Annotated in this window: 24 protein-coding genes; 17 read left to right on the top strand and 7 right to left on the bottom strand. The window is 50.0% G+C overall.

The features are described 5' to 3' along the window. The first annotated feature begins 77 nt into the window (after positions 1–77). From ACTZWV_RS10885 to rffA, 12 genes are all read left to right on the top strand, one after another. Positions 78–902, top strand: coding sequence for a flagellin N-terminal helical domain-containing protein (locus tag ACTZWV_RS10885; RefSeq protein ID WP_305553375.1), 825 nt, complete (start codon positions 78–80; stop codon positions 900–902). A 68-nt stretch (positions 903–970) separates the two neighbouring features. Further along, complete coding sequence (locus tag ACTZWV_RS10880; protein ID WP_444786573.1) at positions 971–1,360, top strand: flagellar protein FlaG; 390 nt, start codon at positions 971–973, stop codon at positions 1,358–1,360. A gap of 9 nt (positions 1,361–1,369) precedes the next feature. After that, positions 1,370–2,833, top strand: coding sequence for a flagellar filament capping protein FliD (gene fliD / locus ACTZWV_RS10875; RefSeq protein ID WP_444786572.1), 1,464 nt, complete (start codon positions 1,370–1,372; stop codon positions 2,831–2,833). Between the two features lie 11 nt (positions 2,834–2,844). Continuing rightward, positions 2,845–3,279: a flagellar export chaperone FliS gene (fliS, locus tag ACTZWV_RS10870; protein ID WP_305553384.1), complete on the top strand. Its 435-nt coding sequence runs from the start codon at positions 2,845–2,847 to the stop codon at positions 3,277–3,279. Then, entirely contained in the window at positions 3,279–3,593 is a 315-nt protein-coding gene (locus ACTZWV_RS10865; protein WP_444786571.1) for a hypothetical protein, read from the top strand. Before fliS ends, ACTZWV_RS10865 begins: the two co-directional genes overlap by 1 nt. Before the next feature lie 14 nt (positions 3,594–3,607). Next, the gene (locus ACTZWV_RS10860; RefSeq protein WP_444786570.1) at positions 3,608–6,430 is read left to right on the top strand and encodes a motility associated factor glycosyltransferase family protein; all 2,823 of its coding nucleotides are present in this window, start codon (positions 3,608–3,610) and stop codon (positions 6,428–6,430) included. 459 nt (positions 6,431–6,889) lie between these two features. Then, a complete protein-coding gene (locus ACTZWV_RS10855; RefSeq protein WP_444786569.1) occupies positions 6,890–8,542 on the top strand; it encodes a hypothetical protein in 1,653 nt (550 codons plus the stop codon). Continuing rightward, positions 8,529–9,386: a class I SAM-dependent methyltransferase gene (locus ACTZWV_RS10850; protein ID WP_444786568.1), complete on the top strand. Its 858-nt coding sequence runs from the start codon at positions 8,529–8,531 to the stop codon at positions 9,384–9,386. The genes ACTZWV_RS10855 and ACTZWV_RS10850 overlap by 14 nt, the downstream gene beginning before the upstream one ends. An 18-nt stretch (positions 9,387–9,404) precedes the next feature. Continuing rightward, positions 9,405–10,169 carry a phytanoyl-CoA dioxygenase family protein gene (locus tag ACTZWV_RS10845; protein ID WP_444786567.1) on the top strand — a complete coding sequence of 255 codons (765 nt, stop codon included), beginning with the start codon at positions 9,405–9,407 and terminating at the stop codon, positions 10,167–10,169. A 3-nt stretch (positions 10,170–10,172) separates the two neighbouring features. Further along, the gene (locus ACTZWV_RS10840; protein ID WP_444786566.1) at positions 10,173–10,832 is read left to right on the top strand and encodes an acetyltransferase; all 660 of its coding nucleotides are present in this window, start codon (positions 10,173–10,175) and stop codon (positions 10,830–10,832) included. Further along, positions 10,829–11,503 (top strand): WbqC family protein, encoded by a 675-nt coding sequence (locus tag ACTZWV_RS10835; protein ID WP_444786565.1) that lies wholly within the window; start codon positions 10,829–10,831, stop codon positions 11,501–11,503. The genes ACTZWV_RS10840 and ACTZWV_RS10835 overlap by 4 nt, the downstream gene beginning before the upstream one ends. 12 nt (positions 11,504–11,515) lie before the next feature. Then, positions 11,516–12,646, top strand: a complete 1,131-nt coding sequence (gene rffA / locus ACTZWV_RS10830; protein ID WP_444786564.1) for a dTDP-4-amino-4,6-dideoxygalactose transaminase — start codon at positions 11,516–11,518, stop codon at positions 12,644–12,646. Positions 12,647–12,674: 28 nt separating this feature from the next. Here the strand turns inward: rffA and rfbA are convergent, their stop codons facing one another. Genes rfbA through pseB form a run of 7 tightly spaced genes read right to left on the bottom strand, consistent with a single transcriptional unit; the run spans position 12,675 to position 18,977 of the window. Continuing rightward, the gene (gene rfbA, locus ACTZWV_RS10825; RefSeq protein WP_444786563.1) at positions 12,675–13,547 is read right to left on the bottom strand and encodes a glucose-1-phosphate thymidylyltransferase RfbA; all 873 of its coding nucleotides are present in this window, start codon (positions 13,545–13,547) and stop codon (positions 12,675–12,677) included. A gap of 30 nt (positions 13,548–13,577) precedes the next feature. Further along, complete coding sequence (locus ACTZWV_RS10820; RefSeq protein ID WP_444786562.1) at positions 13,578–14,024, bottom strand: GNAT family N-acetyltransferase; 447 nt, start codon at positions 14,022–14,024, stop codon at positions 13,578–13,580. Positions 14,025–14,027: 3 nt separating this feature from the next. After that, a complete protein-coding gene (gene pseI, locus ACTZWV_RS10815) occupies positions 14,028–15,077 on the bottom strand; it encodes a pseudaminic acid synthase (protein WP_444786561.1) in 1,050 nt (349 codons plus the stop codon). A gap of 12 nt (positions 15,078–15,089) precedes the next feature. After that, positions 15,090–16,139, bottom strand: coding sequence for a UDP-2,4-diacetamido-2,4,6-trideoxy-beta-L-altropyranose hydrolase (gene pseG / locus ACTZWV_RS10810; RefSeq protein WP_444786560.1), 1,050 nt, complete (start codon positions 16,137–16,139; stop codon positions 15,090–15,092). Next, positions 16,136–16,834, bottom strand: coding sequence for a pseudaminic acid cytidylyltransferase (pseF, locus tag ACTZWV_RS10805; protein WP_444786559.1), 699 nt, complete (start codon positions 16,832–16,834; stop codon positions 16,136–16,138). Before pseF ends, pseG begins: the two co-directional genes overlap by 4 nt. After that, positions 16,831–17,979 carry a UDP-4-amino-4,6-dideoxy-N-acetyl-beta-L-altrosamine transaminase gene (gene pseC, locus ACTZWV_RS10800; protein ID WP_444786558.1) on the bottom strand — a complete coding sequence of 383 codons (1,149 nt, stop codon included), beginning with the start codon at positions 17,977–17,979 and terminating at the stop codon, positions 16,831–16,833. The genes pseF and pseC overlap by 4 nt, the downstream gene beginning before the upstream one ends. Continuing rightward, on the bottom strand, positions 17,976–18,977 hold the full coding sequence (gene pseB, locus ACTZWV_RS10795) for a UDP-N-acetylglucosamine 4,6-dehydratase (inverting) (protein ID WP_444786557.1): 1,002 nt from the start codon (positions 18,975–18,977) through the stop codon (positions 17,976–17,978). Before pseB ends, pseC begins: the two co-directional genes overlap by 4 nt. Positions 18,978–19,180: 203 nt before the next feature. Here pseB and ACTZWV_RS10790 point away from each other — a divergent pair, with 203 nt between their 5' ends. From ACTZWV_RS10790 to fliE, 5 genes are all read left to right on the top strand, one after another. Further along, complete coding sequence (locus tag ACTZWV_RS10790) at positions 19,181–19,975, top strand: flagellin (protein WP_444786556.1); 795 nt, start codon at positions 19,181–19,183, stop codon at positions 19,973–19,975. A gap of 113 nt (positions 19,976–20,088) precedes the next feature. Further along, positions 20,089–21,540 carry a sigma-54 dependent transcriptional regulator gene (locus ACTZWV_RS10785; RefSeq protein WP_444786555.1) on the top strand — a complete coding sequence of 484 codons (1,452 nt, stop codon included), beginning with the start codon at positions 20,089–20,091 and terminating at the stop codon, positions 21,538–21,540. A 109-nt stretch (positions 21,541–21,649) separates the two neighbouring features. Next, a complete protein-coding gene (locus tag ACTZWV_RS10780; RefSeq protein WP_444786554.1) occupies positions 21,650–22,783 on the top strand; it encodes a sensor histidine kinase in 1,134 nt (377 codons plus the stop codon). Beyond that, positions 22,780–24,177, top strand: coding sequence for a sigma-54-dependent transcriptional regulator (locus ACTZWV_RS10775; protein WP_444786553.1), 1,398 nt, complete (start codon positions 22,780–22,782; stop codon positions 24,175–24,177). Before ACTZWV_RS10780 ends, ACTZWV_RS10775 begins: the two co-directional genes overlap by 4 nt. A gap of 120 nt (positions 24,178–24,297) precedes the next feature. Next, positions 24,298–24,633: a flagellar hook-basal body complex protein FliE gene (gene fliE, locus ACTZWV_RS10770; protein ID WP_305553450.1), complete on the top strand. Its 336-nt coding sequence runs from the start codon at positions 24,298–24,300 to the stop codon at positions 24,631–24,633. Positions 24,634–24,636: the final 3 nt, after the last annotated feature.

Raw genomic sequence — 24,636 nt, 5'->3', positions numbered from 1 at the left:
TTGGCTCAATTAACGGGATAACCGTATTTTTAATCATAGTCGTAAGTAGCCTGCTACCGAAGACTAAGGAGTGACTCATGGCTTTATATGTAAACACCAATACGTCGTCACTGAACGCACAGCGTCAGTTGTTTAATTCAGGCAATAATCTGGATACCGCTTTTAAGCGTTTGTCTTCAGGTTTTCGCATTAACAGCGCAGCTGACGACGCGGCTGGCTTACAAATCTCTAACCGCTTAACCAGCCAGGTAAATGGCTTGGACCAGGCGGCCCGTAATGCCAACGATGGTATTTCAGTAGCCCAGGTAGCAGAAGGCGCGATGGAAGAGATCACTAACTCTTTGCAGCGTGTCCGTACTTTGGCAATCCAGTCGCAAAACGGTATCAACAGTTCAACTGACCGCGCTGCACTGCAAAAAGAGGTAACAGCACTAAAAGCGGAAATGAGCCGTGTTGCTTCTGTAACGCAGTTTGGTACGCAAAATCTGTTAAACGGTACTTACTCAGCGTCTTTCCTGGTAGGCGCAAACGCCGGCCAGAACATTGACATTAAGTTATCCCGTACCGGAGGCTACGGCACCAATGCATTGGGCTTAAGTGCTCTGAGCGTATCTTCAGTCGGTGGTGCTTCAGCAGCTCTGGCGTTGATCGATACCGCTATTGGTGTAATTGACGGTACCCGTGCTGACCTGGGTGCGATCCAAAACCGCTTCCAGTCAACTATCCGTAACTTAACCAATATTTCAGAGAACGTATCAGGCGCCCGTAGCCGGATCCGTGATACTGATTTCGCCCGTGAAACTGCAGAATTAACGCGTCAGCAGATCCTGCAACAAACCAGTACTACTGTATTGGCACAGGCTAACCAGCGGCCACAGGCAGCTTTGTCCTTATTGGGTTAAACTAATACGCGTAGTGGTGAAGGCTTTATCTAAAGCTTTCACCCTGCGCGCCGATAAAGGAACAGACTATGAGTAGCATTAACGCTAATAATTCGTCAGCGCTGACTTATCCGCTAAACGCGGAAAAGCCGGCTAAAGTAGCTACAGCGTCGGAGCAAGAGCCGGTAGCTGCCGTTACACCAATACAGGCAAGTAAGCCGGAAGCCGCAGTAAGCCGTACTGAATTGCAAAATGCAGTAGATGTGGTAAATCAGGCTGTTGCTCTGGAGCAACGCTCATTAAGCTTTTCGATAGATGATGTGTCAGGCCGTTCGGTTATCAAAGTGGTAGACTTTGAGACTGATGAGCTGATAAAACAGATCCCGTCTGAAGAGTTGTTAAAAGTAGCGCAGGATATTAAGCGATTACAGGAAGAAATGGGGCAATCCATTGGCTTGTTAATCGATAGCAAAGTGTAGGGGTTTATTATGTCGGGTATTAATTTTTTAGGTTCAGCTTCCGGTTTACCGCTTGAAGAGCTTGTCAGCACGCTGGTAAAGGTAGAGCGCGACAGTAAACTGGGCCGCATTAGTACCACGAAAAAAACTTTAGATGCCTCGCTTTCCGGCGTAGGGCAGCTGAAATCTGCACTTTCAGCGTTTCAGGATGCAATAAAAAAACTAGGCGGCAATAATTTAAATGCCCGCGTTGCCACGGTAACGCAACCCACCGAGAATAAAACCTATATTGAAGCGTCGGCATCCAACTCTGCTGTGGCTGCCAGTTTTGATATAAAGGTAAATCAGCTGGCATCAGGCAGCCGGCTTGAAAGTGCTGATTTAGCCTACGGCTCTGCTGATGATATTATTTCCACCACCGACGGCACCTTGACACTAACGGCAGGCAGTAAGAGCTTTGACGTTGAAGTGACCGCAGGTATGACGCTTAACCAGTTACGCCAGCAAATTAACGCGCAAACGGATAATTTTGGCATCAACGCCAATATTATTAATGCCGGTGGCACAGTAGGCACTAAGTTAGTTTTAACATCCAATGAAACCGGTGCCGGTAATGACTTGGTGATTACCAATAACAATGCTGAGCTGGACGCCATCTCAACAGTACCTACCGGTGCTACAGCAGGCCTGACAGCAAGCCAGGTAGCGCAGGATGCCATTATAGAAATTGACGGCATTGTTGCCACCAACAGCAGCAATACCTTTACTAATGCTATTCAGGACGTCAGCCTGACGGTGAAGGCGGTTACGCCGGATGGTAATAATGCCACTGTGGATATCGCTACAGACCAGGAAGCGGCCGAAGAGAATATCCAGAATTTTATTAATAATTACAATGTGCTGGTTGATCAAATTGCTGACTTAACCAAAATGCGCACCTTAGGCTCTGACGGTAAAACCGTAACGGCAGAGGGTGGTGCGCTGGCCGCAGATTCGTTACCGCGTTCCATTATGAATCAGCTAAAAGGCATGTTGGGTGGCGTGGTAGGTGAGTCAGGCTCTGAACTGGCCACGTTGTATTCTATGGGTATTACGTTTAATGACGACGGCAAGCTGGAAATTTCCGCTACTTCGTCTTTTGGCGCCGATTCCGGTCGCGTCCGGTTTGACAGAGCTTTAACTGAGAATTACGACGGAGTGGCGGCTATTTTTGGCGGCGACACCGGCCTGAGCGCTAAATTGGACCAATTTGTGTCTCAATTTACCGAAGCAGGTGGCATTATTGCCAGCAAAGAGAGTTCACTGAAAATACAATTAGATAAAAACACTAAAGATTTGGAAGCAGCTAACCGATATATAGATAGCTTTGAGCAAACGTTGCGCAAAAGGTACACCGCCCTGGATGCATTATTGGGCTCGATGCAGAATATGGCATCAACAGTGACCTCGCAGTTGGCAAGTTTGCCCGGATTTGGAACCAATAAATCGAATTAGTGGAGCATCTTATGAGTTACGGAATTAAAGCCTATAAAGCGGTTGGTATTAAAGATGATTTGGCGGTAGCCGATCCACATCGCGTTATTCAGCTGCTAATGCAAGGCGCGCTGGAAAATATGGCCAAAGCGAAAGGCTGTATTGACCGTAAAGACTTCGCCGGTAAGTCAGAAGCCATTTCTAAAGCTATCAATATCATTTCTGCCTTGCAGGGATGTTTGGATATGAGCGCCGGTGAAATCTCAGACAACCTGTTTTCCCTGTACGACTTTATGCTTAATCACCTTATTCAGGCCAGCCGGGATAAAAGCATCAGCAAGCTGGATGAAGTCATGGAGATTTTGCTGACGATTAAAGGTGCCTGGGATCAAATTCCGGTAAGCGATCGTGAAAAAGGCTATCAGCTGCAAGCGCAGAAAAATCAGCAGTTGGCTGTTGGTGCCTGATGCCGGCAACCCAAACCGTTAAACAACAGTGCGCAACCCTGCGCGCCGACATCGATAGCCTGATACAGCAACCCGACTATGATGTAGCCCGGGTTGCTGATTTGGTTGCGCAATTAAATCAGCATTTATGCCAAACTGTTCCCCCGCAGGACAATATTGAGTCTTTTGCCCTGTTTCTGCAGCAAAACCTTGACTGGCTACAGGCAACAATGGCAAAACTGTCAGCAGATAAAGATGCTGTAGCCGGCAATATGTTAGAAATAAAAAAGGGCCAGCGCGCCCGGCATAGCTACGGCCAACATAACCAACAATAAAATCAGGCTCTTGCATGCTGAAGTATATTAATTATCAGCTGGACTCAGACGATACTGCTCAGGCGGCGTCTGAGCAAAAAGTCGCTGCCGGCATCAAGCAGCGTTTTACTCAAAATCTTCAGGCGTTATCGCAGTACATTCCTTCCGTGGTACCAATAATTCAGCAACATAGTATGCAGCAGTATTCGGTATTCTGTACCCGCGCAGCAGAGCTGAATATTGTCGACTTTGCTACCGGCCGGGTCTGGTACAGCGAAACGCCCGCTGCTGAAGTATCACGCGAAGTTGACAGCTTTTGCCGCAATGCACCCTATGTTGAATTGGATTCGTCTGCCTCGCCAACGCAGGCTGACCAGCCATGGCCGGTTGAGGCTTTGCCGCAGCAGCCTGATGTGGTGGTTATGTTGGGGTTGGGGCTGGGTTATCAGATAAACGCTCTGCTGCAAAAAGCCGTGGTTAAGTACCTTATTGTGTACGAACCCAATGTAGATACGCTGATTTGCTCGGTGCAGGCTAATGATTGGCGGCAACTGTTTGCCGCGGCAGAAGCTGCGGGCACGCAGATTTTTCTGCAGTTGGAGAATGACGGCAGCTCGGTTGCAGAAGACCTGGCAGAGCTGCGCAGCGTGGCCGGTTTTAGCCGTGTTTATGTATACCGGCATTACTGCCATCCGGTGATGGATAAAGTAGCCGAATATTTATTTGCTCACAGCGGTCAGCCGGAGCAGCTGCTGGGCAGCACAGCACAGTTTGTCGCCTACGAAGACTTTAACGATTACGTTGCCGAGCGCAGCGCTAACGTGCTCGGTAACCAACAACCGCATGTCGCGGTGCCTGCCGATGAATTGTACCTGCGCAATATGGCGGCGTTGCAAAAGTTTTACCCCAAAGTACATGATGAAATTGATAAGCACCAAAGCCGGCATTGGCAAGCGGTAACTGATGACAATGGCAAAAACAATTTATACCATCCACAGCGTAAAGCGTTCTTTTATCAGGACCTTGATGCGGAATCGGCCCGCTTGGTTGAGCATTTTACCCGGCAGCCGTATAAAGATGATGTGTTGTTAGGCCAGACCTCTGTTGATAAATTCAGCCACTACATTCATTACTCGCATATTGCGCAAACCCAGCCACTGATTAATAAACAACTGCAGCAAAAAATTCAGTTACCGCAAGAGGTCGACTCACTGATTATCTTCGGTGTGGGTTTGGGGAAACATATTCAGTTACTTACCGAACAGTATCAAATCAGCAACCTGTACATTTGTGAGCCTAATTTAGATTTTTTTGCTGCCAGCCTTAAGGTGACTGATTGGGCCGCTATATTTGACCGTGCGGAGCAAAATGGCCTGCGGATATACCTGAACCTTGGCGGCGATGGCTCAACCTATTTTTACGATCTGATGGCACAGTTTTACCAGGTTGGTGCTTATTCCATCGCCAATACTTATATGTTTTGCTCCTACTTCAATCAGAAAATGCATAAAGCGATTGCCGATTTACGCGCCGAATTAAAGGTCGTACTGGCGTTGGGCGAATATTATGATCATTGCCGTTATGGTATTGCGCATACCTATAACAGCGTGGCAAAGCAGCATAAGTTTTTGCAGTACGACAACAACAGCTACCGTAATTTGCCGGCATTAAACCTGCCGGTATTTGTGGTGGGTAATGGCCCATCGTTAGACAGCAGCTTCGGCTATTTGCAGGAACATCGCGACAAGGTCGTATTAATCAGTTGCGGTACCGCTTTGTATTCACTGTACAAAAAGGGTATTAAGCCGGACTTTCATGCCGAAGTTGAGCAAAATCGCTCTACTTTCTGCTGGATAGGCCAGGTGAAAGATGCTGATTATTTAAAGGATATCCGGCTGATCAGTGTTAACGGTATTCATCCGGACACAGCAGAGCTGTTTAAAGAAACCTTGTTGTGTTTTAAAGATGGTGAGTCATCGACGAATTTTTTCGATATACGACTGAAAAAGCAAGGCGTGCAGGTAGCATCGCTTAGTTATGCTTATCCTACAGTAACCAACTTAGTGCTCAATTACGCACTAAGGCTGGGCTTTAAAGTATTCTACCTGTTTGGGGTTGATCTTGGCTATGCAGATGTGCGCCAACACCATTCTCAGGCGTCGGCTTATTATCGTAACGATGGCACAGAAGTATATGACTACCAGCAAACTCATGGCGGCGGCATGCCGGCCAAGGGTAACTTTTTACCTTATGTGTTTACCAAGCCTGAATTTGATATGTCGCGAAAATTGCTGGAACAGGCTATCAGCAAAGCCGGACGTAAAGTAGAGATTTACAACTGCAGCAACGGCGTGAAAATTGACGGTGCTGTGCCGCTTCGCCCGGATAACATTTTATTCAGTGACTTACCCAAGCACAAAGACCAGGTGCTGCAACAGCTGATCGATACGGCGTACTACGCCGATTTATCATCTTATGCCGGGCCGATACTGGCTCAAATAGACTTTGCTGCTTTTCGTCGTACTATTGACGCTTGGTTGGCGCTGTTTGACGAAGAGATTACCACACAAGAACAAGCCAAAGCCTTTATTGCTAAACAATGGCGCTTGCTGCAAACTGCTGCGCGCGACCCGTCAGATCCAACCTTTTATTTGTTCTACGGCAGCACCAATTACTTTGGTGGCCTGATGACCAAGGTTGCATCTTGTATCAGTGACGATACGCCGGAGATCTTGCCGGTGTTTAACCAGGTTATGCAGGTATGGCGTGATTATGTGCAAAGCGCCGGCGAGCAGTTTGAACAACAGCCGTTAAAGTTTGACGATGTGGATGTACAACACTTGTTTGCCAAAAGTTGACGCGTTATTTTTTTGACATTTTATTTGTATAAAACCAGTAATATTCTGCATATCTCGTACAGAGTCAGGTTATTTCATTCTGTGCAAAATATGGCGTTATCTTTGCATGCACCAGTGCATTATAGTTTGGTTATTGCGCTGAATGGAAAGGGATAAATGACGATTGCAGATATTAAGCAAACCGCTGTCATCTTAATTGATTGCCAGGATAGCGTTGGCGATGATGCGTACTTTAATACTGCGGCCCCGCAGAGCAATGTACTGGTGTTTAACTGCAGCACCAGAGGCTATATAGAGCCTTTATTGGGCGCGCTGCGGGCTCATTATGTAAAGTTTGACGCCGTAAGCTTTGTTACTAATAACGCTGGCATACATACTGAGTTAACCCGGTTCTTTCCCGAGTTGTTTCGCGGCATCCGTTTTATAGATCAACTGCCATTAGCACTGACAAAAACTGACGTGACACAGCTGATGTCGGTTGCTACGACCCTTCCGCCTTTTGAATTGGTGCCGGACGAGCCATTAGTGTCAGCAGAATTTGAGCGCTTGAAGAACTTCTTTTGGCTGGACGAACGTCTTACCGATATGTCAGAGCACGACGTAATCAGTCAGCTGACTGATGCGTTTCTGGCTGCAGTATCAGCTCAACACTGCGCTTTTTCTGCTTTTGTGCAAATTCGCTTACTGAGTTTTTATTCCGCTAAACTTAACAAGTATGGTGATGCTTATTTCAAAAGCCTGTCTTTAAAATGTGGTGATGGCAATGTCAGTGCGACTCAGTTATGGCAACTGGTGTCTGACCGGCGGTACAACGCCAATGAACGTTTGTTTATTTATAACCAGGTTTTATCGATGGAATTTGGCGGGATTCTAAAAACAAAATCAGATTTTAACATTCGCTTCCGAGCGTATAAAAGCGTCGTGGACAGTTTTTCAGCACAGCTGAACATGCAAGAGAAGTTCATTCCAAGCCAATCACGTAATTCTGATATTGTTTTTGTCTTTATTGCTCAGTTTCTGAGTCCAAGACATGCGCCAAGTAAAATTGCTTTAGATATTGTTAAAAGTCTGTGTTTGTCGGCAAAGAAACAAGTGGTATTAATTGACACTTGTGAGCTGCTGCCACGACGGGGGGCTATACCGTGGTACGATTCAGCTTTTGGCACCAGAGGGCAGTTTCAGGCCGATACACTAACGTATGAAGGGGTAAATTTCAGTTATTTGCAGCTTTCTGCGGGGATGCCAAACAAAGACGAAATTATCGGCATTGTCGACCTGATTAAAAATTACAAACCCTATTTTGCTATTACTGTGGGCGAAAGCGTTACCGCCGATATATGCAGCCAATTAATTCCGAATGTGGTCGTGCCTACGATTGCCCGTTTACCACATACGCTGGGACAGTTTCGTTTAGCCGATGCCAGCATTTTGCCGGATAACTGCGCGATAAAATCCGACCTGTTTTATCAGGGTATAGTTGATTTTCGTGTTGTACCGGATATTGCCGAAGATACACAGCAAGGAGCGCGAATGCAGCAGCTCCCGTTACAGATTGCTATAGTTGGTAACAGACTGGATGCTGAGCTGGATAATACCTTCTTCGATTTCTTGCTGGAACTGATGCCGTTACCTGTGCATTTTGTGTTTGTCGGCGAGTTCAGTCAGTTTGCGCAGTGGTGCCTGCGCTATCCCGTATTGCAGGAGAGGGCAACGGTACTGGGCTATCAAAGCGAATTAGTTAGTGCACTGAGTCAGTTTGATGTATTTTTGAATTATCCGCGAATGGGCGGTGGTAATTCTGCTTTATACGCGATGCGCGCAGGCTTGCCGGTGCTGACATTAAAACAGGGCGACGTTTATGCGGTTGCAGGTGCAGCCTTCGGATTGAATTCGTATTCTGATATTAAACAAGAGCTTAGCCGAATGACGCTCGATTTAACTTACCTGAGTTTGCGTGCTGAATTGGCGCGTCAAAAAGCTGCAGAGATTATCGATCAGCGATCAGACATCAACAAACTTATCAGCATGCTGTCAGCCAGTCCGTTGTTTGACAACACGGGTTTTGTGCACGCAAAGTTAGAGATCGAAGGGGTGAATGGTGACGAAAAGTAATATTGACGAACAAATGCAGCAGGTGCTGGAGTCGAATCGCTATGTGCACGCTTTTTTGGTTGAAAAAGACGAGTACAACAAAAGCCCGCATTTCCGGCCGGAAAATAAGCGTAAGGTACGCAATATTATTCAGGGTATTTGTAACAGCTTGCCGCAGCGTCAGCGCATGATTGATTTTGGTTGTGGCACCGGTTTTGTTATAGCACTGAGCCACGATTTGTTCACCGAAGTAGTTGGGGTAGATATTACGCAGCAGATGATGGCGCAGGTAGATCTGACACCCGGCAACATAAGCTTGTGCGAAGCTTTGGCCGAGTCGACGCCTTTCCCGGACAATCACTTTGATTTTGCTACCGCTTACTCCTTTATGGACCACTTGTTTGACTATAAGACGTTTTTGCAAGAAGCCTTTCGGGTGCTAAAACCCGGCGGCGTGTTTTACACCGATCTTAATCCAAACCGTGAGTTTATTCTGGCGATGGAAAAAACTGCCCGCCTGGCGCAGCAACAGCAGTTTTCCGGCCAAATTCAACGGGAGGTTAAAGGCGCCCTGCATAATGGCGAGCATTACCACAACCAGTTTGGCATGGATGCGGCCAAGCTGGAGCTGGCAGAGCCCGGTAAAACGGTGAACAAAGGCTTTTTAGCCAGTGAAGTCATGCAGGTGGCAGCAGACATTGGTTTTCGCTCATGCAAGGTAGAGTTTGAGTGGTTTGTTAACCAGGGCGAATGGGTTAATCAGAAACCGGATGGACAGGCGCAGTTGATTGAAGAATATTTACTGTCGATGCGCCCGCTGTCTGATCAGCTGTATAAGTATCTTCGTTTTGTGATGACGAAATAACGCCGGTAGGTAACGCAGATGGATTTAAGCTTGCTACAGCAGCAATTTGACCAGCAAGGTGTGGTCGTTATTCCACAAGTGCTGGACAAAACCTGGCTCAGTGCCCTGCAACAAGAGCTGGAAGCTGCTATTGCTGAAGATGCGCAGCAACGGCCGGATGTGTTTGACGCCGGTATGGTACACAACTGCATGACCCGGGGTAAGCAGATGTGTGCCGTGCTGGATCACCCGCTGCTGAATCACTACATTAAGGCGTTGTTTACACCGCATTGTATTATTTACGCTTACCAGTCATCCAGCCTGACGCCCGGTCAGGGCAATTACGGTAGCCGGGTGCATGTCGACTGCCCGCGCTGGATAGACAACTACATCACCAATGTCGGTGTTATCTTACCCCTGAACGATTTTACCCTGCAAAACGGCGCCACCTGGTATTTGCCGGGCTCACACCGGTTGGCAGAGCTGCCAGCGGAGCCATTATTTTATCAGCAGGCAAAGCGGCTACAGTGTCAGGCCGGCGATATGGTTATTTTTAATGCCAGGCTGGTGCATGCTGCCGGCGTAAATCAGGATAATTATACGCGGCATGCATTGACCATTAATTTATGCCGGCCTTATATGCGCCAGCGCTTTGACTTCCCCAGGCTGTTAACACAACAGCAAATTGACAGCCTGGGTGAAGATGGCCGCCGCCTTGTTGGTATGAATGTCCGTATGCCGGCTAGCCTGGATGAGTTTTATTTACCGCCTGAACAGCGGCTGTATAAACCCGGGCAGGAATAGCTGATGCAGCATGTAATTGTTTTCGGTACGGGGCCGCTGGCGCGCTTACTGCACCATCTGATAGAAACTACTACCGGGGATAAAGTGGTGGCGTTTACGGTGGACGCCGCTTACAAGACCAGCGAGCAGTTTGAGGGTAAGCCGGTATACGCCTATCACGAGCTGGAGCAGCATCTTGCTACAGACAACATTAAACTACTCTGTGCTGTCGGTTATAGCGACATGCGTGCCAGGCAGCAGCTGTTTTTGCGCTTAAAAGCCGACGGCCGGCGCTTTTACAGTTATATCAGCCCCGCGGCTGTGGTCGACAGCAGCGTGGTGTTGGGGGATAACAGCGTGATTATGGCCAACACGGTAGTTGAGCCGTTTTGTGTACTGGGGGACAATAATTTATTGTGGTCATCCAGCACCTTGTGTCACGACAGCACTGTTGGCAGCCACAATTTTGTTGCCGCCGGCACAACTATTGGCGGTTGTTGCCGGATTGGCGATCTGTGTTTTTTCGGCTTTAACGCTGTTGTGATCCAGCAGTTGCATATTGCTGATGAGTCGCTTATCGGCGCATCCGCGCTGGTATTGCACGACACCGCATTGGCCGGTAAATATATCGGCAGCCCAGCGCGGGTGGTAAGCACGCATCGCTCTACAGGGATCCGGCTATGACCACTGTAGCGGTTTGTCAGTCAAATTATATGCCGTGGAAAGGTTACTTTGACATGATCCGCCGTGCGGACTATTTCGTGTTTTACGACATAGTGCAGTACACCAAGAACGACTGGCGTAACCGCAATAAAATTCAAACCCCGGCCGGCCTGCAGTGGTTAACCGTGCCGGTATTGCACCGCCATTTGGGGCAACCGATTAATCAAATTGAGCTGGCCGGCAACAGTTGGCAAGCCAAACATTGGAAAACCCTGCAGCAAAATTACCGCAAAGCGACTTATTTTGACCGTTATGCCGCACAGCTCGAAGACTTTTATCGCCGCGATTGGCGCTATCTTTCAGATCTTAATCAAAGCTTTATTACGTTGTTGTGTGAGCTGCTGCAGATAAAAACCACCCTGGTTAAAGCCGAATCTCTGCAACTCAGTACAGAGCGGAATCAGCGTTTGCTGGACATTTGCCAGCATTTTAACGCCACACACTACCTCAGCGGCCCGGCTGCGCAAGCTTATCTGGACACTGAGCTGTTTAAGCAACAGGGTGTAAGCGTGCAGTGGATGCAATACCAGCATTATCCGCCTTACCCACAGTTGCAGCAGCCGTTTGAGCATGCGGTAACGGTACTGGATTTGCTGTTTAACACCGGGCCGGATGCCTTAGCGTATTTATAAAGTGAGAATGCCATGATCCCATTTAACTGGCCGTACATGACAGGTAAAGAGCTGCACTATATTTCGGAAGCGCACTTTAACGGTAAGTTGGCCGGCGACGGTCCTTTTACCAAGCAGTGCCACAACTGGTTGGAGCAAAACAGCGGCAGCGCCAAAGCGCTGTTGACCAACTCCTGCACCGCGGCGCTGGAGATGGCGGCATTATTACTGGATATTAAGCCCGGTGATGAAGTGATCATGCCGTCCTATACCTTTGTCTCAACTGCTAATGCCTTTGTGCTGCGCGGTGCCCGTCCGGTGTTTGTTGATATCCGGCCGGATACGTTAAACCTCGATGAAACCCTGATTGAAGCGGCGATTACCGGCAAAACCAAAGCCATAGTACCGGTGCACTATGCCGGCGTGGCCTGCGAGATGGATACTATTTGCGCCATAGCCGGCCGGCACGGGCTTAAGGTGGTAGAAGATGCCGCTCAGGGCGTGATGGCCAGATACAAAGGCAGGGCGTTGGGCAGCATTGGCGCCATGGGGGCATACAGTTTTCACGAAACCAAAAATATTATTTCCGGTGAAGGCGGCGCTTTACTGGTTAATGATGCGGAACTGATTTTGCGGGCAGAAATTATCCGCGAAAAGGGCACTAACCGTAGCCAGTTTTTCCGCGGTGAGATTGATAAATACACCTGGCATGACTACGGTTCATCCTTTTTACCCGGCGAGCTGATTTCTGCTTTTCTCTGGGCGCAGCTGGAGCATGCGCAAGCAATAACAGATAGCCGGATGCAAAGCTGGCAGCTGTACCACAGTTTGCTGCAGTCATCGGAGGCTGCGGGCTTGCTCAGACGGCCGGTGATACCACATGATTGTGAGCATAATGCACATATGTATTATGTGCTGTTGTCGCCGGAAATTGAGCGGCAAAAGGTGCTGGACGTGATGAAACAGCAAGGTGTGCATGCGGTGTTTCACTATGTACCGCTGCATTCTTCAACTGCCGGGCAGCGTTTTGGCCGCGTGCACGGTACCATGACGCACACCGACAGCCTGCCGCAGGCATTAATACGCTTACCGCTGTGGTGTGGCATCAGTGAGCAACAGCAGCAGGAGGTTGTCGCAGCACTAACGCAGGCGTTACAGCGCTGAACCGCGGTATGCCGGCAGAGCTCTAATGCTAAGGCGTTGCTTTTAGCAGTTCAGTCAGATAACTTTTGTAACTGCAATCGGGCATCGTCTGCAAACGCTGCAGCACATCATTATGTGACAGCCAGCCGTTGAGGTGGGCGATTTCTTCCAGACAGGCAATTTGATAGCCCTGACGTTTTTCGATGGTTTCGACAAAGGTAGAAGCTTCCGACAAGCTCTCATGGGTGCCGGTATCCAGCCAGGCAAAACCACGGCCGAGCAATTCAATTTGCAGTTGTTTGCGCGCCAAATAGGCCTGATTAACACCAGTAATTTCCAACTCACCGCGCTGGGAAGGGCGCAGATTTTTGGTGATATCAACAACATTATTATCGTAAAAATACAGCCCTGTAACGGCATATTTGCTTTGCGGTTGTGCCGGCTTTTCTTCTATCGATTGTACTTTAAAGTCGGCGTCGAACTTTACTACGCCAAAACGTTCCGGGTCTTTTACCTGGTAGCCAAAAATCACTGCGCCCGGCAGGCGGCTGCGCGCTCTGTGTAATTTAGGAGTAAAGCCTTCGCCATAAAAAATATTGTCGCCCAGCACCAGACAAACATCGTTATTGCCAATAAATTGCTCTGCAATTAAGAACGCCTGAGCAATACCTTCAGGTTTATGCTGCACGGCGTACTGCAGATGAATGCCAAATTTGCTGCCATCGCCGAGCAGGCGTTGAAACGCGGCTTGTTGCTCTGCGGTAGTAATTAACAAAATATCACGTACGCCTGCCAGCATCAGCACTGATAAGGAGTAGTAAATCATCGGCTTGTTATGGATAGGCAATAACTGTTTGGAAATGCCCAAAGTAATAGGGTAAAGCCGGCTACCGGTACCGCCGGCCAGAAGAATTCCTTTCATAAAACATCCTGTTGCAGCGTAATGTGAATATTAGCCTGGTGTCTGGTATGCATAATACATAATGCCATTGTGCGTGCTTTGATAGGTTAATCCGGCATATTGTGCAACCTTTATTGACGCTATATTGCCGGGCAGAATTTCAGCGACTACTTTTCCTGTTAGTTGGCTTACCAACAATTTAACCATAGCTTTAGCTAAGCCTTTGCCGCGACACTCTGCAGCTACTGTCCAGGAGATACGATGACAGTCTGCTGTCGAATCCACTCTGACAGTGCCGACAGGCTGATCGGCATATTCTGCAATAAACAGCCGGCGTTGCGGATTACTCAGGCTTTGTTGTAGCCAGCGCATATGCTGCTGCTCTGTAACCTGCTCTGCGTTAAGGCTGAATCGTCGCGTGTCGGCGTCATTACGCCAGTGCAACAAGCGCTCAGCATCGGCCAGAGTAGCAAAGCGAAGCCGGACAGACGCAGTCATGCCTTAGATTAACTCCCAGCTTAGTGGGGTGCCCATTGCCACATCTTGTTTGACCTTACGGCCGAGAAACTGTGGCAGGTATTTCGGTGCCAGGCCAAGCCCGGGGCGCACAGAGCGCAGGTTATCTGCAGTAAAAATATCACCGGCTTGCATATCTTTGGCAATATAAAGTGAGCGGCGGTGTATCCGTGAAGCAATTTCTTTGTCGGTACAGCCATAATGCACTTTACCTAAGGCATCTTTCGCTTTACGGCATTCTGATACCAGCAGGCTGAATTCGGCCGGCTCCATGGAAAAAGCTGCATCAATGCCGCCTTCACTGCGGTCCAGCACAAAGTGCTTTTCAATCACAGTTGCGCCCAGCGCCACGGCAGCGACGCTGACACCAATACCGGCGGTGTGATCAGATAAGCCGACCTGACAGCCAAACAGTTCCGCCAGGTGCGGAATAGTATGTAAGTTGGCGTCGATGGGGCGGGCCGGGTAATTGCTGGTACATTTTAACAAGATGATGTCACGGCAACCGTTGCGTTGCAGTACCTCAACGGCTTCAGCCAGTTCAACTTGGGTGGCCATGCCGGTAGATATGATCACCGGTTTGCCGGTGCGGGCAACGGCGGCGATTAAACCATGATCGATATTTTCAAATGAGGCAATTTTATAGCAAGGCACATCCAGCTGTTCCAGATAGTCTACCGCGGTTAAATCAAACGGTGAGCTGAACGCCAGCATGCCTAACTCTTTTGCCCTGTCAAACAACGGCTTGTGCCACTCCCACGGTGTCATCGCTTGTTGATACAGGCTGTACAGTGAGCTGCCGTGCCAAAGGCTGTCGGGGTTATCAATAAAAAATTCGTTCTGGTGCAGGTTCAGCGTAATGGTATCCGGGGTATAGGTTTGCAGCTTTATCGCGTCGGCACCACATTTTGCTGCGGCCTCAACCATCAACAATGCTTTGTCCAGACTTTGATCATGGTTACCGGATAATTCGGCAATAATAAACGGCGGCTGGTCCGGCCCTACCGCGTGCTTGCCAAGCATAATTACAGCCATTGCTTATCCTCGTTACGGATGTCCGTTATTCAGTGTCTTCATTATAGTTTCAACTACCAGTGGTGTGCCTGCGGCAGCCGGTATCAGACCGGCTGCCGTTTGGCCCATACTATCAAGCAGTGCCGGTTGCGACAGGTAATAGCACAGTTGCTCTGCAAAGAACTCTGCTGACATATCTGCAGCCTGTCCCAACCACACACAGGCGCCAAGCTGGTCAAGATAAGCCGTTGCCGCCTGCTGATTTTCGGCAACGGTAACAACCAAACCCGGCAGAGCACTAATACACCTTTCCCAATGGCTGGCACCACCACCACCAAGCATGAGTCGCGCCTGATGCATTAACTTCGCCATATAGTTACATTGCACATGTAACGTCATATCGGGCAGGCTTGCAGTAAGTTGCTTAATGTCTGCATGCCACGGATTATTCGCTCCAATTACTATATCGGCAGAAATACCGGGAAGCTTTAGTTTATCTACAGCCTCAATCGCCAGAGCGGTTAAATTTTGCTCGTCACTGCCGCCAAAGCCAATCAGGATACGGTTGCTGCTAAGGTTGCGGCTGTGTGGCGCGGCGCTCTGGTAAAACTCTTCACGCAGCAAGGCATAACGCGGGCCCAGCAGCGCCTTGCAATGCGTTGGCAACCATTTGTTGTAACGCTGCTCTGCGTTGGCTACCAGGTTTTGATCCAGTAACAGGTCGCAGTCATAGCTGCGGTTGGCCAGGTCATCTATTTGCAAAATATGCCGGCAACGGGCCCGTAGCATCCGGCAGTAGTCAGCTGCCAGCGCGTAGTGATCCACCACCAACAGCGTATAATTTTGGGTTAACTGCGCCAGCGTTGCTGTTGCATCTGCAATTTGATCGGTCAGCACATCCGGTAATTGCAGTACGCAAAACCCCTGGCTGCGGATAACATCTGCCAAATGGCCGGATGTTATCCGGCAGGCAAAATCACAGCTGGCGCCTGTTTTTTTCAAAGCGTGTGCCAGCGTCAGGCAACGCATAACATGGCCTGAACCCAGTATTACCGAAGCGTCAGTGCGAAACAGCACTTTCACTGCGCAGGTGCCTGCAGCAGTTGGTACAACAGTTCGGCACGCTGCCAGTCCTCAACCGTATCAATATCCTGCACTAAATGCGCCGGTAACAGCAGCATTCTGGAGCCGCTGCCGAATACAGCTTTGTCGTTATCCAGCCAGGTATCAGCTGTGGCCCAATACAGTTGGCCGGCATCATGGAAGGTTTCGGCCAGGTCTTGCGAGCGTTGCATAATACTGGCTGGATCAAACGGCACTACACCACCAGCTGCAGTTTGCAGCAGGGCGCGCTGAATAGGAAAAGAGAAACGGGCTGCGCTAAAGACATAATCTGCTTTGCTGCTTAACAGCAACTGGTATGCCGTTGCAATGCGCTCACTGTTTAACAACGGGGTAGTGGCATAAATGCAGGCACAGGCACTGAGCGGCCAGCCCTGTTGCTGCAGCTCTGTAATGGCGTTGCGGATAACCTCTGTGGTGCCGGTAAAGTCATCTGCCAGCTCTGCCTTGCGCATAAACGGTGTTTCGGCGCCGTAGTGCCTGGCTATGGCGGCTATTTCTGCATCATCGGTGGAGACCACTACTTTGTCCACTACGCCGCTGTTTAGCGCCGCCTGAATCGGATAAGCCAGCATAGGCTGGCCGCAAAAAGTTTTAATGTTTTTGCGTGGTATGCGCTTACTGCCGCCACGCGCCGGAATAATAGCCACTCTCATTGCAGCAGCTCTGCCAGTTTATCGGCAATATACTGCTGTTGCTCACCGCTTAGCTCGGGAAACATCGGCAGGCTGATAATGCGCTCATAAAAATCCTCCGCCAGCGGAAAATCGCCCCAGTCAAAGCCCAGTTGCTGGTAGTACGGCTGGGTATGAATGGGAATATAATGCACATTCACGCCAATGCCGGCAGCGCGCAGGCCGTCAAATACCACCTTACGTTTGGTTTTGTCATCCAGCCGGACAATATATAAATGCCAGGCACTGATATTAATATCATCCAACGCCGGCAGGCTAACAGGCAGCTCTGCCAGCAAGCGGTTATAGTTTGCTGCCAGCAACTGGCGTTTTTGAATGATTGGCAGCAGGCGCATGCTCTGGCTTAAGCCCAGCGCGGCCTGCAGATCTGTCATGCGGTAATTAAAACCCAGCAGCAATTGCTGATAATACCAGGCGCCGTGCGCGGGTTCTGTCATCAGGCTCTCATCGCGGCAGATACCGTGGCTTCTGAGCAGGCGCATTTTATCGGCCAGCTCCGTGCTGTTAGTCAGAGCCAAGCCACCTTCGGCGGTGGTGATAATTTTTACCGGGTGAAAGCTGAATACGGTAATGTCGCTGTAGCGGCAGCTTCCTACCGGCTCATCCTGATAACCGGCGCCCACCGCATGAGATGCATCTTCAATAATGCTGAAACCAAATTCATTGGCCAGATAATGTATTTGCTGCATATCACAGCTGGCACCGGCCAGATGCACCGGTATCACAACTTGTGGCAGCGTATCATTGCTGTGCGCCAGTTCGAGCTTTTGCCGCAGTTTGTCTACCGCCATATTGCCGGTGTCGGGCTCGATATCGACAAAATCAACCGCAGCGCCGCAATAACGCGCACAATTGGCCGAGGCAACAAAGCTGACCGGTGAGGTCCAAACGCGGCTGCCAGGCCCTACGCCCAGCGCCAGGCAAGCAATATGCAATGCCGAGGTGGCGCTGTTTACTGCTACTGCATGCTGCGCGGTGGTCAGCTCACATAAACGTTGCTCAAACGCCGACACGGCAGGACCCTGGGTTAAAAAGTCACTTTGCAGTACGTCGGTAACTGCTTCTATATCAGCCTGAGTAATATGCTGACGGCCGTAGGGGATCACGACATCGCTTCCTGATTAAACTGACGCATTTGTTCCACACTGAGAAAATCCGGATTGCTGTCGGATACATACTCAAAGCCCGGTTGCACCAGCTTGCCGTTTTCATTTAAGGCATTACTGGAAAAATCATTACTGCGGTTAAAAAACTTAATTGCCGGAGCAATCACAAAGTGATCGTCAAATTCAAAGGTGTGATACGACATATCGCCAGGGCACATCATTTCGTGCAACTTTTCGCCCGGGCGAATACCCACTTCTTTAATTGGTAGATCCGGTGCCATGGCTTTGGCTAAATCGACAATGCGAATGGAAGGGATCTTCGGCACAAAAATTTCGCCGCCGAGCATGCGTTCAAAATTCTTTAACACAAAGTCGACGCCCTGCTGCAGGCTGATCCAAAACCGGGTCATCTCCAGGTGGGTAACCGGAATATGGTCCGAGCCCTGTGCCATTAGTTGTTGAAAAAACGGCACTACTGAGCCACGCGAGCCGACAACATTACCGTAGCGCACCACAGAAAAGCGCGGTTTTGCGCCGCCGGAGATATTATTAGCGGCAATAAACAGCTTGTCTGATGCCAGCTTGGTGGCTCCGTACAAATTCACCGGGTTAGCAGCCTTATCGGTAGACAAGGCAATCACTTTTTCCACGCTGTTCTCAATGGCCGCGTTGATCACATGCTCGGCACCATTGATATTGGTTTTGATGCATTCCATCGGGTTATACTCGGCGGCCGGTACCTGTTTTAAAGCCGCTGCATGGATCACATAATCCACGCCATGCATCGCACGCACCAGACGGTGTTCATCGCGCACATCACCAATAAAATAGCGCATACAGCTTTGATTAAATTTTTGCTGCATTTCGTACTGCTTTAATTCGTCGCGGGAATAGATAATGATTTTTTTCGGCTTATAGCGGGTAAGCAGGGTTTCAGTGTACTTATGGCCGAATGAGCCGGTACCGCCGGTGATTAAAATTGTTTTGCCGTTAAACATAAGTTGCCCTCAGGAACCACGCATTTTAGCGAATTGCTGTTTCGCCCGACTTTAGCATAAACTGTGCCGCTGCTTCTAACATATTCAGATTAAACAGTTTTAATACTAATACATTGTGAAGATTTGTGCCGGGATTTAATTAATAGCGCTTTATTGTCGCTTTGACTAAACTTATAAGCAGTTTTCAACAAAGTGGTGCCAAGATGAAAATTAATACTCCCGGCAGTTTGAATACGTTAAATCAGGCGCAGTTGCAACAGGAAAGCCTGTTGAAAAAGCTGGCGACGGCAAAGCGTATTAACAGCGCAGCCGACGATGCGGCCGGTTTGCAGATAGCCAATCAGCTTAGCAGCAGTATTAACGGCAAAGGCCAGGGCGAACGCAACCTGTATGACGGCGTGTCTTTGGCGCGGGTATATGAGCAAGGCTTGCAAGGCATCAATGATAACCTCGGCGAATTAAACCGGTTGGCGGTGGCCGCCGGCAATGGCATCTACGGCGAGCAGGAGCGCGCGGCTCTGCAGGCTGAAGCTGACCAGTATACCGCCAATATCCAACAAAGCATTGATAATACAGAATTTGCCGGTAAAAAGCTGTTTAATCAAGATGGTGCTTTAAGTTTTGGCACCGGCTCCGGCAGTTTAAGCTTCAGTACGGTAGATGTGGCGGCCGGCCTTAATGCGCAGAATATTTTCAGTATCGATTTAAGCTCTGCCGGCAGTGCAGAGGCGTCGCTGAGTAATATTCAGCAGTCACTGGATTATATCGGCGGCCTGCAGGCTGATGCCGGGGCGTCCATCAACAGTTTCAGCTCCGCGGCCAGTAATTTAAACAGCCAACAAATTGCCGAGTCTGCCGCGCGCAGCCGGATTGAAGATTTGGATTTTGCCCGGGCCAGCAGCGATAAAGCAGCAGCGGACATCTTAGCTAACACCTCTGTTAGTGTGGCAATGCAAGCCAGGATGCAGCCCCAGCAGGCATTAAACTTATTGGCCTGATGGCTTTTTAGTCACGCTATTTTTTTGACGCAGTGTCAAAAAAATAGCGTATTACCTTGCAAGCTGTTTTGTGCAAAGTACAATGCAGTTAAAAGCATAATAAAAGCAGCGGCATGTCGAATAGTCTTTCACTTTATATCGTTGATGAACACAGTAACCGCAGTAGCCGGTTAAGCACGGTGCTGAGTTTTATTAATGAACCACACCAATTACTGGATTTTGCTGCACTGCAGCAAAAACTGCAGCAGCAAGGCCCGGGTGTGGTGTTGTTAGGTGCTTTAGCCAATCAGCAGCATGCTCAGTTACTGCAAAGCTTTCCGGCCACCGCCTTTTTACTGCTTGGCGAAACTCTGCAGCCGTTATTGCAATATGCCAATGCCGTCGGCCTGCTAAGCGAGCCTTTTGCTTACGCCTCGTTGACCCAATTACTGCGCGACAGCCAACAATATCACCGTTTGTTACCGGCACAGCGACAGCAGGAAGCGGCGGTAAAGTTTGACGGCATGGTAGGCAATGCCGCCAGCATGCAGCAGGTACGTTTTCTGATTCAGCAAGTTGCCAAAACCGATGCCAATGTGTTGGTGCTGGGGCCATCGGGCACCGGTAAAGAAGTGGTGGCGCGCAATATCCATTTATTATCGCATCGCGCTGCCGGCCCCTTTGTGCCGATTAACTGCGGTGCTATTCCGGCAGAGCTGCTGGAAAGTGAATTATTCGGCCACGAAAAAGGCGCTTTTACCGGCGCCATATCAACCCGTAAAGGCCGTTTTGAACTGGCGCAGGGCGGTACGCTGTTTTTAGACGAAATCGGCGATATGCCGCTACCAATGCAGGTAAAACTGCTGCGCGTATTGCAGGAGCGCACTTACGAGCGGGTAGGTGGCACGCAACCGATTAAAGCCGATGTACGGATAGTAGCGGCCACCCATCGTAATTTAGAACATATGATTAGCGACGGCAGTTTTCGCGAAGATTTATTCTACCGCCTTAATGTGTTCCCGATAGAAACACCGTCATTACAGCAGCGCGCTGAAGACTTGCCGCTGCTGGTGCAGGAATTAATGCGCCGGCTGGAGCAAAGCCATCAGGCACGGGTTAAGTTTACCGAACGTGCTATTGAAAGCCTGCAGTTACACAGCTGGCCGGGTAATGTGCGCGAGCTGGCAAACCTGCTGGAGCGCATGGTGATTATGTATCCGGACCAGGTAGCGGATGTAGCCGAGTTACCGGAAAAATACCGCCATCTCGATGTCGACAGCTATGTGCCGCAATACCCGGAAAGTCTGCAGGAGCGCGATCTGCTTAATGAGCTGTTTCAGGCCGACGACGAAGATGACGCAGACGACAGCGGCGCGGCGTTTTTCACCACAGACAGCGACCCACAGCATTTGCCGGAGCAGGGGCTGGATTTAAAAGAATATCTGGCAGAGCTGGAAATCCGCTTTATTTCTCAGGCGTTAGAGCGGCATGAATTCGTGGTTGCCCGCGCAGCTGAAGTATTGGGGCTGCGTCGCACTACCCTGGTGGAAAAAATGCGTAAATACAACCTCGGTAAAGACGAATAATTAACGCTGTCAGAGAATTGACAGCATTAACTTACTAAAAAATAAGAATTTATAGCTGGCATAATGCCTGCATTACTCCCCTTAGATTAAGCTGTCGCAGGGGAAACTAATGACAACGGCAAACGCATACGATTTTACGCCATCCAACCTGAGCCACCGCCTGAGCAGCGCGCGGCCCGGGCTACAGTTACTGTCATCAGAATTACAAGACCCTATTTTGCAGGCTTTGCCGGCGGCAGTGATCCTGCTGGATCAACGCGGATTGGTGTATCAGGCTAACCCTGCGGCGGTGGCGATGTTAGGCGAGCCGTTAGTGGGACAGCGCTGGTTTGCAGTGATCAGCCGGTGTTTTCGCCCGCGCAGTGATGATGGCCTGGAAGTGTCGTTAAAAGACGGCCGTCTGGTAAAACTTGAGATCAGTGCCTTACTCAGCCGTACCGATTACACTGAACCGGGCCAGCTGATTATGCTGACCGATCTAACCCAAACCCGGCAGCTACAGGGCCGGCTCAGCCAAATGCAGCGGCTGTCTACCTTAGGCAAAATGATGGCCTCGCTGGCGCATCAGATCCGCACGCCTTTATCCGCCGCCATGTTATATGCGCAGAACCTGAGCAACCCAAGGGCGACATTTCAGGTGCAGCAGCAGTTTCAGCAAAAGCTGTTATCAAGGCTGCAGGATTTGGAGCAGCAACTGAATGACATGCTGCTGTTTGCCCGCAGTGGCACAGCCCAGGCGGTGGCGCCTGTTAGCTGTAAAGAATTAGCAGAGCAGGTGATTACCGCTACTGATGCTGTGCTGCAGCAAAGCGCAGCGGTGTTAACCGTTACCGTGGCCGAACCTGATCTTACCGTGCTGGGTAATCTGAGCGCGCTAAGCGGTGCGGTACAGAATTTAATTCATAACAGCGTACAGGCGCTGGCCGATGTTACACCGGCGCAGCCTGATGCCGCCCGGGTACAGCTGAATATTGCCCCCTCTGCATCAAACCCTGCCATGCTGTCCATTCAGGTAACCGACAATGGCCCCGGCGTGGCTGCACATTTACTGAACCGTTTGTTTGAACCCTTTGTGACCGGCCGTGCCGATGGCACAGGCTTAGGTTTGGCAGTTGTACAGGCGGTAGCGGCAGCACACAGCGGCACTGTGCAATATCACAATAGTGCCACCGGCGGCGCCTGCTTTGAGCTGTTGCTGCCATACCACACGGCGTTAATGCAGCAAGGGAGTGAGCCATTATGAGCCAGTGCATTTTATTGGTAGAAGATGACGCCGGCCTGCGCGAAGCGCTCAGCGATACGCTGCAGCTGGCCAATTATCAGCTGGTCGCTGTCAGCAGTGCAGAAGAGGCGCTGCTGCAGTTAAAGCAACACAGCGTGCAACTGGTGATCAGCGACGTACAAATGGGCGCCGTGTCCGGTTTTACCTTATTAAAAACCCTGCGCAGCCAGTATCCGCAAATTCCGGTATTAATGATGACAGCCTATGCCACGGTGCAGGCGGCTGTTGAAGCCATCAGGCTGGGGGCCATTGACTACCTGGCCAAGCCGTTTTCGCCGGAGGTGTTGCTCAGCACCGTTAGCCGCTATGTGGCGCCGGAAGCTGTCGCCAATATTGAACCTGTCGTCGCCGCACCGGCCAGTAAGCAGTTACTGGCGCTGTGTGCCAGAGTAGCGCGTACCGACGCCAGCGTCATGATCAGCGGCCCCAGCGGTTCGGGTAAGGAAGTGTTGGCGCGTTATATTCATCAGCTATCGGCGCGCAGCAGCGGGCCTTTTATTGCGATAAATTGCGCCGCTATTCCGGAAAATATGCTGGAATCTACCCTGTTTGGCTATGAAAAAGGCGCCTTTACCGGCGCAGTAAATGCCTGCCCGGGCAAGTTTGAACAAGCACAGCAGGGTACCTTGCTGCTGGATGAAATTACCGAGATGGACCTTAACCTGCAGGCCAAGCTGTTGCGCGTATTGCAGGAGCGGGAAGTAGAGCGGCTGGGTGCGCGTAAAACCATTAAACTGGATGTGCGCATCCTGGCCACCAGCAACCGCAACTTAAAACAGGCGGTGGCGCAGGGGGAATTTCGTGAAGATTTATTCTACCGGCTGAATGTCTTTCCGCTGGTGTGGCCGGCATTAGCTGAACGGCCGGAAGATATAGTACCACTGGCGCAGCATTTACTGCAGCGCCATTGCCAGCACAGTGGCCGCAGCCAGGCGGTGTTAACCGCGGCGGCTGAGCAGCTTTTGCAGCGCTACAGCTGGCCAGGCAATGTGCGTGAGCTGGATAACGTTATGCAGCGGGCATTGATTATTGCTGCCGGCGATGAGATTGGCACCGACGACATTATGCTGGAGCAGGTGGATATGTTGCCGCCAGGCCGCGAGCCGGCTATAGCGGCCGATGCCTTGTTTGCGGCTGACGGCAATATAGAACAGCGCGCGGAAGATGGTAATGAAGAGGGAGGCGGCGCCTTTAAAGCTTCAGTACATGAGCAGGAACACCGCATTATTCTGGCGACAATGAAAGCCTGCGCTAACCGGCGCAAAGACGTGGCAGAAAAACTGGGTATCAGCGACCGGACCCTGCGTTACAAGTTAGCGCGCATGCGTGATCATGGTATTGACCTGCCGGCGTAAGCCGCAAAAGCCCTCAAAAAGAGGGCTTTTTCTTTTATAATTCAGTTGATTAAAATATGGCACAACTCCTGCTTTAGCTGGTGTAACGGTAACAGCAGCAAATTTTTGACAGGTGTCGCTATGAATATCAAAGGTCAGGCCCTTTACGCCGAAATGCAGTCGATGGTTAATCAAACCAGAGCTATTGGCAATGAGCTGAAACTGCAAAATGCGGCAGAAGTAAACCCAAGCCAAAGCGACTTCAGCAGCATGCTGACCAGCGCACTGAGCAAGGTCAATAACCTTGCACAGGAAACCGGCCAAATGCGTACTGCCTTTGAAATGGGCGACAAAAGCGTGTCACTGGCACAGGTAATGATTGCCAGCCAGAAATCCTCTTTAGCCTTTGAAGCGACAGTGCAGGTGCGCAATAAATTAGTTGAAGCCTACAAAGACATAATGTCGATGCCGGTATAACGG

Origin of the sequence: Rheinheimera sp. NSM, from assembly GCF_052380015.1 — a bacterium.
Classification (GTDB): Bacteria; Pseudomonadota; Gammaproteobacteria; order Enterobacterales; family Alteromonadaceae; genus Alishewanella.
The sequence above is the reverse complement of the archived record's forward strand: the minus strand, read 5'-3'. Positions and strand labels throughout refer to the sequence as shown.

Coding starts and splice junctions, on each gene's coding strand:
- ACTZWV_RS10885 (WP_305553375.1), top strand. CDS start 78: ATGGCTTTATATGTAAACACCAATACGTCGTCACTGAACGCACAGCGT.
- ACTZWV_RS10880 (WP_444786573.1), top strand. CDS start 971: ATGAGTAGCATTAACGCTAATAATTCGTCAGCGCTGACTTATCCGCTA.
- fliD (WP_444786572.1), top strand. CDS start 1,370: ATGTCGGGTATTAATTTTTTAGGTTCAGCTTCCGGTTTACCGCTTGAA.
- fliS (WP_305553384.1), top strand. CDS start 2,845: ATGAGTTACGGAATTAAAGCCTATAAAGCGGTTGGTATTAAAGATGAT.
- ACTZWV_RS10865 (WP_444786571.1), top strand. CDS start 3,279: ATGCCGGCAACCCAAACCGTTAAACAACAGTGCGCAACCCTGCGCGCC.
- ACTZWV_RS10860 (WP_444786570.1), top strand. CDS start 3,608: ATGCTGAAGTATATTAATTATCAGCTGGACTCAGACGATACTGCTCAG.
- ACTZWV_RS10845 (WP_444786567.1), top strand. CDS start 9,405: ATGGATTTAAGCTTGCTACAGCAGCAATTTGACCAGCAAGGTGTGGTC.
- ACTZWV_RS10840 (WP_444786566.1), top strand. CDS start 10,173: ATGCAGCATGTAATTGTTTTCGGTACGGGGCCGCTGGCGCGCTTACTG.
- ACTZWV_RS10835 (WP_444786565.1), top strand. CDS start 10,829: ATGACCACTGTAGCGGTTTGTCAGTCAAATTATATGCCGTGGAAAGGT.
- rffA (WP_444786564.1), top strand. CDS start 11,516: ATGATCCCATTTAACTGGCCGTACATGACAGGTAAAGAGCTGCACTAT.
- rfbA (WP_444786563.1), bottom strand. CDS start 13,547: ATGAAAGGAATTCTTCTGGCCGGCGGTACCGGTAGCCGGCTTTACCCT.
- ACTZWV_RS10820 (WP_444786562.1), bottom strand. CDS start 14,024: ATGACTGCGTCTGTCCGGCTTCGCTTTGCTACTCTGGCCGATGCTGAG.
- pseI (WP_444786561.1), bottom strand. CDS start 15,077: ATGGCTGTAATTATGCTTGGCAAGCACGCGGTAGGGCCGGACCAGCCG.
- pseF (WP_444786559.1), bottom strand. CDS start 16,834: ATGAGAGTGGCTATTATTCCGGCGCGTGGCGGCAGTAAGCGCATACCA.
- pseB (WP_444786557.1), bottom strand. CDS start 18,977: ATGTTTAACGGCAAAACAATTTTAATCACCGGCGGTACCGGCTCATTC.
- ACTZWV_RS10790 (WP_444786556.1), top strand. CDS start 19,181: ATGAAAATTAATACTCCCGGCAGTTTGAATACGTTAAATCAGGCGCAG.
- ACTZWV_RS10785 (WP_444786555.1), top strand. CDS start 20,089: ATGTCGAATAGTCTTTCACTTTATATCGTTGATGAACACAGTAACCGC.
- ACTZWV_RS10780 (WP_444786554.1), top strand. CDS start 21,650: ATGACAACGGCAAACGCATACGATTTTACGCCATCCAACCTGAGCCAC.
- ACTZWV_RS10775 (WP_444786553.1), top strand. CDS start 22,780: ATGAGCCAGTGCATTTTATTGGTAGAAGATGACGCCGGCCTGCGCGAA.
- fliE (WP_305553450.1), top strand. CDS start 24,298: ATGAATATCAAAGGTCAGGCCCTTTACGCCGAAATGCAGTCGATGGTT.